Source organism: Kitasatospora paranensis, assembly GCF_039544005.1.
GTDB lineage: Bacteria > Actinomycetota > Actinomycetes > Streptomycetales > Streptomycetaceae > Kitasatospora > Kitasatospora paranensis.
Genome location: NZ_BAABKV010000001.1, coordinates 5932989 through 5945318, shown reverse-complemented (window position 1 = coordinate 5945318; position 12330 = coordinate 5932989). Strand labels below are relative to the sequence as shown.

Below are 12330 nucleotides of genomic sequence, written 5' to 3'. Positions count from 1 at the left end.
CGCGGACGGGCGCCGTCGACCGTCATGGCGTCTCCTGGGGTACGTCGGGCCCGGCCGGCCCGGCACTGTCGTCAATGATCTCGCCGGTCGCGGTGTTCACCGCTGGTGCGGCAGGTGTCCGGGAGGCCAACGCCGCGGCAACAGTCTCCGCGGTCCGGCGGCCGATCCCCGGGACCTCGCACAGTTCGTCCACGGTCGCGGCGCGGAGCCGCTTGAGCGAGCCGAAGTGCTTGAGCAGCGCCTGGCGGCGAGTCTCGCCGAGTCCGGGCACCGAGTCCAGCTCTCCCGTGGTGAGTCGCCTGGAGCGCTTGGTGCGCTGGTAGGTGATGGCGAAGCGGTGCGCCTCGTCGCGGACCCGCTGCAGCAGGTACAGGCCCTCGCTGGAGCGCGGCAGGACCACCGGGTCGTCCTCGCCGGGCAGCCAGACCTCCTCCAGGCGCTTGGCGAGGCCGCAGAGCGCGACGTCGTCGATGCCGAGTTCGTCGAGTGCCCGGCGCGCGGCGGCGACCTGGGGCTGCCCGCCGTCGACCACCAGCAGCTGCGGCGGGTAGGCGAAGCGGCGCGGGCGGCCGGTCTCGGGATCGATCGGGCCGGCGGCCTCCGGGGAGTCCGCGGTGTCCGGGCCTGCCGGGGCGTCCGCGGTGTCCCGGGCGTCCGGGGCGGCGTCCGGGGCGGCGTCCGGTCCGGCGGCGCCGTCGGCCGGGCCGCCGTCCTCCGGGACGGCCCACTCGCCGGTCTGCTCGCGCTCCTGGAGGTAGCGGCGGAACCGGCGGCTGATCACCTCGTGCATGGAGCGGACGTCGTCCTGGCCCGCGAATCCCTTGATGGCGAACCGCCGGTACTCGCTCTTGCGGGCGAGGCCGTCCTCGAAGACCACCATCGAGGCCACCACGTCCTCGCCCTGGAGGTGCGAGATGTCGAAGCACTCGATGCGCAGCGGCACGGAGTCGAGGTCGAGGGCGTCGGCGATCTCCTGGAGGGCGCGGCTGCGGGTGGTGAGGTCGGCGGCCCGCTTGGTCTTGTGCAGCGCCAGCGCCTGCTGGGCGTTGCGCTGCACGGTGGCCATCAGGTCCTTCTTGTCGCCGCGCTGCGGCACCCGGAGGTCGACCTGGGCGCCGCGCAGGCCGGTCAGCCACTCCCGCAGCGGCCCGGGCGGCTGGGGCAGCTCGGGGACGAGCACCTCGCGCGGGACGGACTCGTTGCCCGAGCCGTACAGCTGCTGGAGGGCGTGCTCGACCAGGCCGGAGGTGTCGACGTCCTCGACCCGGTCGGTCACCCAGCCGCGCTGGCCTCGGACCCGGCCGCCACGGACGTGGAAGATCTGGACGGCGGCTTCCAACTCGTCCTCGGCGAGGGCGAGCAGGTCGGCGTCGGTGCCGTCGGCGAGGACGACCGCGTTCTTCTCCATGGCGCGCTTGAGGGCGCCGATGTCGTCGCGCAGCCGGGCGGCCTTCTCGTACTCCATGTCGGCGGCGGCCTGCTGCATCTGCTGCTCCAGCCGGCGCAGGTGGCCGCCCGTCCGGCCGGCCATGAAGTCGCAGAACTCCTCGGCGAGTTCGCGGTGCTCCTCGGCGGAGACCTTCTCGACGCAGGGGGCCGCGCACTTGCCGATGTAGCCGAGCAGGCAGGGCCGGCCGACCTGGCGGGCGCGCTTGAAGACGCCGTTGGAGCATGTCCGCACCGGGAACACCCGCAGCAGCAGGTCGACCGTCTCGCGGATCGCCCAGGCGTGGCCGTAGGGGCCGAAGTAGCGCACGCCCTTCTTGTGCGAGCCGCGCATCACCTGGACGCGCGGGTACTCCTCGTTGAGGGTGACCGCGAGCTCCGGGTAGCTCTTGTCGTCGCGGTACTTGACGTTGAACCGCGGGTCGTACTCCTTGATCCAGGAGTACTCCAGCTGGAGCGCCTCGACCTCGGTGGAGACCACCGTCCACTCCACCGAGGCGGCGGTGGTCACCATCGTGGCCGTCCGCGGGTGGAGGCCGGCGATGTCCTGGAAGTACGAGGAGAGCCGTGGGCGCAGGCTCTTGGCCTTGCCGACGTAGATGACCCGCCCGTGCGCGTCGCGGAACCGGTAGACCCCGGGTGAGAGCGGGATCGCACCGGGCGCCGGACGGTAGGTGGACGGGTCTGCCATGCCCCTACCGTACCGACTGCCGGTGACCGTCCGTGGCCGGTTTCAGCTGCTGGGCGGCAGGTGGTTCAGACCGGGGTGACCTGGACCTTGCCGTCGGCGACGACCACCTTGTACTCGGGCAGCGGGGTGGGTGCCGGTCCGCCCTCGACGGCGCCGTCGGTGATCGAGAAGCGGCTGCCGTGGCAGGGGCAGTCGATCTGCTTGTCCTTGACCTGGTCGACGATGCAGCCGGCGTGCGTGCAGCGGGCGCTGAACGCCTTGTACTGGCCGGCGGTGGGCTGGGTGACGACGATCTTCTGGTCGCGGTAGACCTTGCCGCCGCCCACCGGGACGTCGGCGGCCGCGCCGAGGTCGACGGGGCCGGCCGCGGTGGCGCCGCCCTGGGCCGTACCGGTCGAGCCGGTGCCCGAGCCGGAGGAGGACGAGGAGCAGCCGGCGACCGCGACGGTGCCCCCTGCGGCGAGCACCGCGGCGGCCCCGCAGAGCAGCGTGCGGCGGGAGGCGACGGCGGTCTGCGGGCTGTCGGGCGCTGCCGGGGAGCCCGCCTCGGTGACGGGCGCGGACACGGTCTCGGACATGGGCGACGGCTCCTCGGGCGCGGTGGACGGGCGAACCGGCCGCAGTCTACGCCCCGTTGATGAGCCGCCCGCCCCGGCCGGGGCCGGGGCGGGCGGGCGCCCGCAGGTCGCCCGCGGGGGTCGCTACTTCTTGGCCGCGGCCCGCTTGCGGGGGTGGCGGTGCTGCCGGCCGCCTTGGCGGTGCCGCTCCGGGCCCCGCCCTTGCGGGCCGCGGGCACCGCGGCGTCGGCCGCGTCCGAGACGCCGCCGAGGATGTCGCGCAGGAACTTGCCGGTGTGGCTGGACGTCTCCTGGGCGATCTCCTCCGGGGTGCCCTCGGCGACGACCATGCCGCCGCCGCTGCCGCCCTCCGGGCCCATGTCGACGATCCAGTCGGCGGTCTTGATGACGTCGAGGTTGTGCTCGATGACGATCACGGTGTTGCCCTTGTCGACCAGGCCCTCCAGCACCCGGATCAGCTTCGAGATGTCCTCGAAGTGCAGGCCGGTGGTGGGCTCGTCGAGCACGTAGACGGTGCGGCCGGTGGAGCGCTTCTGGAGCTCGGAGGAGAGCTTGACGCGCTGGGCCTCGCCGCCGGAGAGCGTGGTGGCGGGCTGGCCGAGCCGGACGTAGCCGAGGCCGACCTCCTTGAGGGTGCGCAGGTGGCGGGCGATCGCCGGGACGGCCTCGAAGAAGTCCAGGCCCTCCTCGATCGGCATGTCCAGCACCTCGGCGATGGACTTGCCCTTGTAGTGGACCTCCAGCGTCTCCCGGTTGTAGCGGGCGCCGTGGCAGACCTCGCACGGGACGTAGACGTCCGGCAGGAAGTTCATCTCGATCTTGATGGTGCCGTCGCCGGAGCAGTTCTCGCAGCGGCCGCCCTTGACATTGAAGGAGAAGCGGCCCGGCAGGTAGCCGCGGACCTTCGCCTCCTGGGTCTCCGCGAAGAGCTTGCGCACGTGGTCGAAGACGCCGGTGTAGGTGGCCGGGTTGGAGCGCGGGGTGCGGCCGATCGGCGACTGGTCGACGTGCACCACCTTGTCCACCAGGTCGGTGCCGGTGATCCGGGTGTGCCGGCCGGGGACGCTGCGGGCGCCGTTCAGCTCGCGGGCCAGGTGGGTGTAGAGGATGTCGTTGACCAGCGTCGACTTGCCGGAGCCGGAGACGCCGGTGACGGCGGTGAAGGTGCCGAGCGGGAAGCCGACCGTGACGTCCTGCAGGTTGTGCTCGCGGGCGCCGTGCACTGTCAGCTGGCGCTTCTTGTCACGCGGCCGGCGGACGGCCGGGGTGGGGATGGCGCGCTTGCCGGAGAGGTACTGGCCGGTCAGCGACTCGTCGTTGGCCAGCAGCTCCTTGAGCGAGCCGGAGTGGACGACCTTGCCGCCGTGCTCGCCGGCCCCGGGGCCGATGTCGACGATCCAGTCGGCAGTCTTGATGGTGTCCTCGTCGTGCTCGACGACGATCAGGGTGTTGCCGATGTCGCGCAGCCGCACCAGGGTCTCGATCAGCCGGTGGTTGTCGCGCTGGTGCAGGCCGATGGAGGGCTCGTCGAGGACGTACAGCACGCCGACCAGGCCGGAGCCGATCTGGGTGGCGAGGCGGATGCGCTGGGCCTCGCCACCGGAGAGGGTGCCGGCCGCCCGGTTGAGCGAGAGGTAGTCGAGGCCGACGTCGACCAGGAACCGCAGCCGCTCGTTGACCTCCTTGAGGACCCGCTCGGCGATCTTCTTGTCGCGGGCGGTGAGCTTCATCGCGCCGAGGAACTCGGCGCAGTCGCTGATCGACATCCCGGAGACGTCGGCGATCGACTTGTCCTGGATGGTGACGGCGAGCACCACCGGCTTGAGCCGGGTGCCGTGGCAGGCCGGGCAGGGCACCTCGCGCATGTACCCCTCGAAGCGCTCGCGGCTGGAGTCGCTCTCGGACTCCGAGTGCCGGCGCTGCACGAACGGGACGGCGCCCTCGAAGGAGGTGGTGTACGAGCGCTCGCGGCCGTACCGGTTGCGGTACTTCACCTCGACCTGGGTCTTGTGGCCGTACAGCAGCGCCTTGCGGGCCCGGGCCGGCAGGCCGGCCCACGGCAGGTCGGTGCGGAAGCCGAGCTCGCCGGCCAGCGCGTCGATCAGGCGCTGGAAGTACTCCTTGGTGTGGCCCTGGGACCACGGGTGGATGGCGCCCTCCTCCAGCGACTTCTCCTCGTCGGGGATGACCAGCTCCGGGTCCACCTCCATCCGGTTGCCGAGGCCGGAGCAGTCCGGGCAGGCGCCGAACGGCGAGTTGAAGGAGAAGGAGCGGGGCTCCAGCTCCTCGAAGGAGACGTCGTCGTACGGGCAGTACAGGTGCTCGGAGAACATCCGCTCGCGCTCGGGGTCGTCCGCCGGCAGGTCGACGAACTCCAGCACGACCATGCCGCCGGACAGCTTGAGCGCCGTCTCCACCGAGTCGGTGAGGCGGCGCTTGGCGCTCCTTGACGGTGAGGCGGTCGATGACCACCTCGATGGTGTGCTTCTCCTGCTTCTTGAGCGTGGGCGGCTCGGTCAGCTGGACGGTCGCGCCGTCCACCCGGGCGCGCGCGTAGCCCTTGGACTGGAGGTCGGCGAAGAGGTCGACGAACTCGCCCTTGCGCTCCCGGACCACCGGGCTCAGCACCTGGAAGCGGGTGCCCTCGGCGAGCTCCAGCACGCGGTCCACGATGGCCTGCGGGGACTGCCGGGCGATCGGGCGGGCGCAGTGCGGACAGTGCGGCTTGCCGATCCGGGCGAAGAGCAGCCGGAGGTAGTCGTAGACCTCGGTGATGGTGCCGACCGTGGAGCGCGGGTTGCGGCTGGTGGACTTCTGGTCGATCGAGACGGCCGGGGAGAGGCCCTCGATGAAGTCCACGTCGGGCTTGTCCATCTGCCCGAGGAACTGCCGGGCGTACGAGGACAGCGACTCGACGTACCGCCGCTGACCCTCGGCGAAGATCGTGTCGAAGGCCAGCGAGGACTTGCCGGACCCGGAGAGGCCGGTGAAGACGATGAGGGAGTCACGGGGCAGGTCGAGCGAGACGTTCTTGAGGTTGTGCTCGCGAGCACCGCGGACGATCAGGCGGTCGGCCACTGCTTCTGGCGCCTTTCTCCGGGGAGGTGGGGCTTCGTGTGGCCCCAAGGGGACCAACGAGCGAGATGGGCGTTTTCTTCCGGCTTCGGACCGCCAGCCTATAGCTCAGGCGTTCGAATATCGAGCTTGTCCACCGGAGACCACCCGAACGAGTGATGGGCGCCCGGCGGCTTGATCATCCGTGCGATGAAACCGCAGTTCGGCGCCGTTCCGCGGGGGTAGCGTCCTCCTGACAACGACCGGCGGCCCCCGCGGGCAACGCCGCTCGCCGCCGGCACCGGACGGGCAGCGGCACCCGCCGTCCGCCGCGTCCCTCGCACCGACCGCACCGACCGCACCGACCGCACCACCGGAGGCCGCCATGACCGACCCCCAGGCCCTCGCCCACCGGGCTGCCGAGACCGCCGCCGGCGACCTGAAGGCCGTCGCCGACTCCACCGCCCACCTGCTGCGCACGGTCGCCGGGCTCGACCCCGCGGACGTCACCGGGCCGTCCGCACTGCCCGGCTGGAGCCGCGGCCACGTCCTCGCCCACCTGGCCCGCAACGCCGACTCCCTGGTCAACCTGATGGAGACCGCGCGGACGGGCGTCGACATCCCCCAGTACCCGAGCCCGGAGGCCCGCGAGCACGGCATCCGCGAGGGCGCCGGGCGGCCCCTCGACGTCCAGCTCGCCGACCTGCGGGCGACCGCCGAGCGGTTCGCCGCCTGCGCCGCGACGCTGCCGGACGAGGCCTGGACGGCCACCCTGCACCACCGCACCGGCTACACCTTCCCGGCCCACCAGGTGCCGTGGAAGCGGCTGATGGAGGTCGAGTACCACCACGTCGACCTGGACTCCGGCTACACCCCCGCGCACTGGCCCGAGCCGTTCGCCTCCGCCGAGGTGGCCCGGATCGCCGGGCTGCTGTCCGGCTCCGAGGGGCTGCCGCCGCTGCTCCTGGTCGCCGAGGACACCGGCGCCCGCACCGCGACCGGCCGGGCCGGCGGCCCACCGGAGCTGACCGTCGAGGGCCCCGTCCGGGCGCTGGCCGCCTGGCTGGCGGGCCGCTCGGACGGCGACGGCCTGCAGGTCCACCGGGACGGCGGGCTCGTCCCGGACGCCCGCCGGGCCCTGCCGGAGCTTCCTCCCCTGCACTGAACAGGCGATGATGCCGGTGACGGCCTTTCAGCCGCCGACGCGCCATGACGAGCGAGGAGCTGTGCGATGACGTACCACGGAGCGGTCAAGGTCGGCGGACCACCGGACACCCGCGAACTCGCCCACCTGATCGTCACCAAGGTGGCGGTCGGCCCGTACGACAACAACGCGTACCTGCTGCGCTGCCGGGCCACCGACGAGCAGCTGCTGATCGACGCGGCGGCCGACGGCCCCACCCTGCTGGAGACGGTCGGCGACCGGCTGGCCACGGTGGTCACCACCCACCGGCACCACGACCACTGGGCGGCGCTGGCCGACGTGGTGGCGGCCACCGGTGCCCGGACGGCGGCCGGCCGGATCGACGCCGAAGGCATCGACGTCCCGACCGAGCTGCTGCTGGACGACGGCGACGTGCTGCGGGTCGGCCAGGTCGAGCTCACCGTGCGCCACCTGGTCGGGCACACCCCCGGGGCGATCGTGCTGACCTACGACGACCCGCAGGGCCACCCCCACGTGTTCACCGGCGACTGCCTCTTCCCCGGCGGCATCGGCAACACCTGGAAGGACCCGGAGGCCTTCGCGAGCCTGTTCCGCGACGTCAACGAGAAGATCTTCGACGTGCTGCCGGACGAGTCCTGGGTCTACCCCGGCCACGGCAACGACACCACCCTCGGCGCGGAGCGCCCGCACCTCGCCGAATGGCGCGAGCGCGGCTGGTAGCCCGGAGCGGCGCGGCCCCGGAAACGGCGGGGCCCCCGGGCCGGACGGGCAGCGTCCGTGCTCGGGGGCCCCTGGAGCCGGGGTGGTCAGATCACGCGGATCCGCTCGGCCTGCGGGCCCTTCTGGCCCTGCGTGACGTCGAACTCGACACGCTGGCCCTCCTGGAGCTCACGGAAGCCCTGGCCGTCGATGTTGGAGTAGTGGGCGAAGACGTCGGGGCCGCCGCCCTCCTGCTCGATGAAGCCGAACCCCTTCTCGGCGTTGAACCACTTCACGGTGCCCTGAGTCATGCTTTTTCCCTGTCGCACTAGGTGCCGGACTCGCTCTGTGCGGGCCCGTGCGGAGGTGATCGCCATGGTGCGGAGACAGCGAAAAGCCCGCGGCACATCACCGCGGGCGAAGACTCGGAACCACGACTGCTGATCACCACGCTACTCCGCCTCCGGGTCAACCGCAGGAGGACGCGCGGCACGCGGCACGTCGTGGGGCCCGTTCGCGCCGAACCGGACCGGCCCCGGCCCGCTCGCGGAGCGGGCCGGGGCCGGGACCGGCCGGTCAGGCGTCGATCTTCGCGGGCTCCTCGCCCTCGGCCGCCTGCCGGCGGGACGCGATCAGGCTGGTCGCGGTGGTCACGGCCAGCACCGCGACGATGAAGCCCAGCGAGAGCGGGATGCCGATCTCCGGCACGTGCACGCCGCTCTCGTGCAGCGCGTGCAGCACCAGCTTCACGCCGATGAACCCGAGGATCACGGAGAGGCCGTACGAGAGGTGGACCAGCTTCTTCAGCAGGCCGCCGATCAGGAAGTACAGCTGGCGCAGGCCCATCAGGGCGAAGGCGTTGGCGGTGAAGACGATGTAGGCGTCCTGGGTGAGGCCGAAGATCGCCGGGATCGAGTCCAGCGCGAACAGCACGTCGGTGGTGCCGATGGCGATCATCACGATCAGCATCGGGGTCATCAGCCGGCGGCCGTTCTCCCGGACGAAGAGCTTGGTCCCGTGGTAGACGTCGGTCGACGGAACGCGCCGCTCGACCGCCTTGAGCAGACGGTTCTCCTCGAACTCCTCGTCCTCCTCACCGGCGAGGGCGTCCTTCACCAGCTTCCACGCCGTCCAGATCAGGAAGGCGCCGAAGAAGTAGAAGACCCAGGAGAAGTTGTTGATCAGGGCGGCGCCGCCGGCGATGAAGACCGCGCGCAGCACCAGCGCGATGATCACGCCGACCATCAGCACGCGCTGCTGGTAGATCCGCGGCACCGCGAACTTGCCCATGATCAGGATGAAGACGAAGAGGTTGTCGACGCTCAGCGACTTCTCGGTGATGTAGCCGGCGAAGAACTCACCGGCCGGCCGGGAGCCCGAGTGCCACCAGACGAAGGCGCCGAAGAGGGCCGCCAGCGCGACCCAGACGGCCGTCCAGATCCCGGCCTCCTTGAGCGAGACCTCGTGCGGCTTGCGGCCGCCGATGAAGAAGTCGGCCACGATCAGGGCGACCAGCACCCCGACGGTGCCGATCCACAATCCAAGGGAGACGTCCACTGCTGCTCCTCCGGCAGGTAGGCGATCATCGTCACTGCCGGAGGTCTCCTCCACCCAGCGGCTCGCCGGGCGAGCACGCGGGCGGGCACCCCGGGACGCCCGATGGGCGGGCGTCCGTGTTGACGGGGTCACCGCTTGGGGAGTACTCCCCTCCGCTCCTGCGAGGCTAACAGAATCCCCAAGAGAAGGTAAAAAAGGTAAAGAGCCGCCCTGGTGGACCTCAGAGGAAGGGCTCGATCGCGGGCAGCATGTCCTGGAAGGTGCGGGCCCGGGCCGGGGCGCCGATGGCCTGCATGGCCCAGCCGCCGGACTCCTCGCGGAACACCTTGGCCATGATCTGCCCGGTGTGCCGGCCGCCCGCCGCGAGGCGGTAGCGGGCCAGCTCCTGCCCGCTGGCCTCGTCGACCAGCCGGCAGTGCGCGTCCTCCACCTCGGCGAAGGTCTGGCCGGTGTAGGAGCTGACCGTGAAGACGATCTGGGTGATGTGCACCGGCACGTGCAGCAGGTCGACCAGGATCGACTCGTCGTCGCCCGCGGCGACGGCCCCCGTGCCGCCGGTCAGGTTGTCGCCGGTGTGCCGCACCGAGCCGTCGTTGCTCTCCAGGTGCCGGAAGAAGACCACGTCGGACGGGGTCTTCTCGGCGTACAGCAGGGCCGAGGCGTCCAGGTCCACCTGGCGGGCCCGGGTGCCGAACAGGCCGCGTCGGGGCGCCGCCTTCCAGCCGAGCCCCATCCGGACGACCGTCAGCGACTCCCCCGTGCTCTTCTGCAGGCTGACCTGCTGTCCCTTGGCCAGACTCACCGACACGGTGCTACCTCTTCTCTCCCCCGGCGGGCGAGCGCCCACCCCGGAACGACGACGGAACACCCCGGTGCCGTCCCCCGGCTGAGGCCCCCATGCTGCGGCCGGCACCGCCGCCGCCGACATCCGTCCGGCGGCCGGTACCCGCAGGCCAGCCTAGGGCCTTCGGGTACCGGGCACCCAGGGGCGGGTGCCCGGCCCCGGCCGGCTCACGCCATGCCGGCCTCGCGCATCTGCCGGAGCTCCTTCTTGAGCTCGCCGACCTCGTCGCGCAGCCGGGCCGCGACCTCGAACTGCAGCTCCGCGGCGGCCGCGTGCATCCGGTCGGTGAGGTCCTGGATGAGCTGGGCGAGCTCGGCGGCCGGCAGGCTCTTGGCGGGCTTGGCGCCCGCCCCCAGCGCCGGGACGGGGGCCCGGCCCTTGCCCGCGGCGCCGCGGTACCCGGTGGAGAGCAGCTCGTCGGTGTCGACGTCCTCGCGGGCCATGGTGGCGAGGATGTCGCCGATCTTCTTCCGCAGCGGCTGCGGGTCGATGCCGTTGGCCTCGTTGTAGGCCTGCTGCACGGCGCGGCGGCGGTTGGTCTCGTCGATCGCGAGCTCCATCGCCGGGGTGATCCGGTCGGCGTACATGTGCACCTGGCCGGAGACGTTGCGCGCCGCGCGCCCGATGGTCTGGATCAGCGAGGTGCCGGAGCGCAGGAAGCCCTCCTTGTCGGCGTCCAGGATCGCCACCAGCGACACCTCGGGGAGGTCGAGGCCCTCGCGGAGCAGGTTGATGCCGACCAGCACGTCGTACTCGCCGGCGCGCAGCTCGCGCAGCAGCTCGACCCGGCGCAGCGTGTCGATGTCGCTGTGCAGGTACCGGACCCGGATGTCGAGACCGAGCATGTAGTCGGTGAGGTCCTCGGACATCTTCTTGGTGAGGGTGGTGACCAGGACGCGCTCGTCCTTCTCGACCCGCCGGCGGACCTCGTGCACCAGGTCGTCGATCTGGCCCTCGGTCGGCTTGACGATCACCTCGGGGTCGATCAGGCCGGTGGGGCGGATGATCTGCTCGACCGCGCCGTCGCCGCGCGACAGCTCGTACTTGCCGGGGGTCGCCGAGAGGTAGACGGTCTGGCCGATCCGCCCGAGGAACTCCTCCCACTTGAGCGGGCGGTTGTCCATCGCCGAGGGCAGCCGGAAGCCGTGGTCGACCAGGGTGCGCTTGCGGGAGGCGTCGCCCTCGTACATCGCGCCGATCTGCGGGACGGTGACGTGCGACTCGTCGATGACCAGGAGGAAGTCCTCCGGGAAGTAGTCGAGCAGGGTGTTGGGCGCGGTGCCCGGCTCGCGGCCGTCGAAGTGCATCGAGTAGTTCTCCACGCCGGAGCAGGAGCCGATCTGGCGGAGCATCTCCAGGTCGTAGGTGGTGCGCATCCGCAGCCGCTGGGCCTCCAACAGCTTGCCCTGCTTCTCCAGGACGGCGAGGCGCTCGCCGAGCTCCTTCTCGATGTCGTTGACCGCGCGGGCCATCCGCTCCGGGCCGGCGACGTAGTGGGAGGCGGGGAAGACGTAGACGGAGTCGTCCTGGCTGATGATCTCGCCGGTGAGCGGGTGCAGGGTGTAGAGCGCCTCGATCTCGTCGCCGAACATCTCGATCCGGACGGCGAGTTCCTCGTACACCGGGAAGATCTCGATGGTGTCGCCGCGGACCCGGAAGGTGCCGCGGGTGAAGGCGAGGTCGTTGCGGGTGTACTGGATGTCGACGAAGCGGCGCAGCAGGGCGTCCCGGTCGATCTCCTCGCCGACCTTGAGCGGGACCATCCGGTCCACGTACTCCTGCGGGGTGCCGAGACCGTAGATGCAGGAGACCGAGGCGACCACGACGACGTCGCGGCGGGTGAGCAGCGAGTTGGTCGCCGAGTGGCGCAGCCGCTCGACCTCCTCGTTGATCGAGGAGTCCTTCTCGATGTAGGTGTCCGTCTGCGGGACGTAGGCCTCGGGCTGGTAGTAGTCGTAGTACGAGACGAAGTACTCGACGGCGTTGTTGGGCAGCAGCTCGCGGAACTCGTTGGCGAGCTGGGCGGCGAGCGTCTTGTTGGGCGCCATCACCAGGGTGGGCCGCTGGAGCTTCTCGATCATCCAGGCGGTCGTCGCCGACTTGCCGGTGCCGGTGGCGCCGAGCAGGACGACGTCCTTCTCGCCGGCTCGGATCCGCCGTTCCAGCTCGGCGATGGCCGCCGGCTGGTCGCCGTTCGGCTGGTAGGGGCTGACGACCTCGAAGGGCGTCGTGGACCGCTCGATACTCGTGATGGGGCGCACCAGTCCACCGTACGACCCGGCACCGACAACCGGGG

General features: G+C 71.5%; 8 protein-coding genes and 1 pseudogene. 2 read left to right on the top strand and 7 right to left on the bottom strand.

Annotated elements, in window-relative coordinates; genetic code table 11:
* Positions 1-22: 22 nt before the first annotated feature.
* The 3 genes and pseudogenes from uvrC to uvrA form a co-directional block, all read right to left on the bottom strand.
* A complete protein-coding gene (uvrC, locus tag ABEB13_RS28260) occupies positions 23-2137 on the bottom strand; it encodes an excinuclease ABC subunit UvrC (protein ID WP_345707693.1) in 2115 nt (704 codons plus the stop codon).
* A gap of 65 nt (positions 2138-2202) precedes the next feature.
* Positions 2203-2715 carry a Rieske (2Fe-2S) protein gene (locus ABEB13_RS28255; protein ID WP_345709855.1) on the bottom strand — a complete coding sequence of 171 codons (513 nt, stop codon included), beginning with the start codon at positions 2713-2715 and terminating at the stop codon, positions 2203-2205.
* A 146-nt stretch (positions 2716-2861) separates the two neighbouring features.
* A pseudogene (uvrA, locus tag ABEB13_RS28250) lies at positions 2862-5793 on the bottom strand (excinuclease ABC subunit UvrA); the annotation flags it as partial.
* A gap of 361 nt (positions 5794-6154) precedes the next feature.
* Here uvrA and ABEB13_RS28245 point away from each other — a divergent pair.
* Positions 6155-6934, top strand: coding sequence for a maleylpyruvate isomerase family mycothiol-dependent enzyme (locus tag ABEB13_RS28245; protein WP_345707692.1), 780 nt, complete (start codon positions 6155-6157; stop codon positions 6932-6934).
* Positions 6935-7000: 66 nt separating this feature from the next.
* A complete protein-coding gene (locus ABEB13_RS28240) occupies positions 7001-7654 on the top strand; it encodes an MBL fold metallo-hydrolase (protein WP_100888176.1) in 654 nt (217 codons plus the stop codon).
* A gap of 86 nt (positions 7655-7740) precedes the next feature.
* Here ABEB13_RS28240 and ABEB13_RS28235 read toward each other — a convergent pair whose 3' ends face one another.
* The 4 genes from ABEB13_RS28235 to uvrB all read right to left on the bottom strand — a co-directional run bounded on the left by ABEB13_RS28235 (position 7741) and on the right by uvrB (position 12295).
* On the bottom strand, positions 7741-7944 hold the full coding sequence (locus ABEB13_RS28235) for a cold-shock protein (protein ID WP_100888177.1): 204 nt from the start codon (positions 7942-7944) through the stop codon (positions 7741-7743).
* Between the two features lie 265 nt (positions 7945-8209).
* On the bottom strand, positions 8210-9190 hold the full coding sequence (locus tag ABEB13_RS28230) for a TerC family protein (protein ID WP_345707691.1): 981 nt from the start codon (positions 9188-9190) through the stop codon (positions 8210-8212).
* A gap of 220 nt (positions 9191-9410) precedes the next feature.
* Positions 9411-9998: a TerD family protein gene (locus ABEB13_RS28225; RefSeq protein ID WP_345707690.1), complete on the bottom strand. Its 588-nt coding sequence runs from the start codon at positions 9996-9998 to the stop codon at positions 9411-9413.
* A 203-nt stretch (positions 9999-10201) separates the two neighbouring features.
* A complete protein-coding gene (gene uvrB, locus ABEB13_RS28220; RefSeq protein ID WP_345707689.1) occupies positions 10202-12295 on the bottom strand; it encodes an excinuclease ABC subunit UvrB in 2094 nt (697 codons plus the stop codon).
* Positions 12296-12330 lie beyond the last annotated feature (35 nt).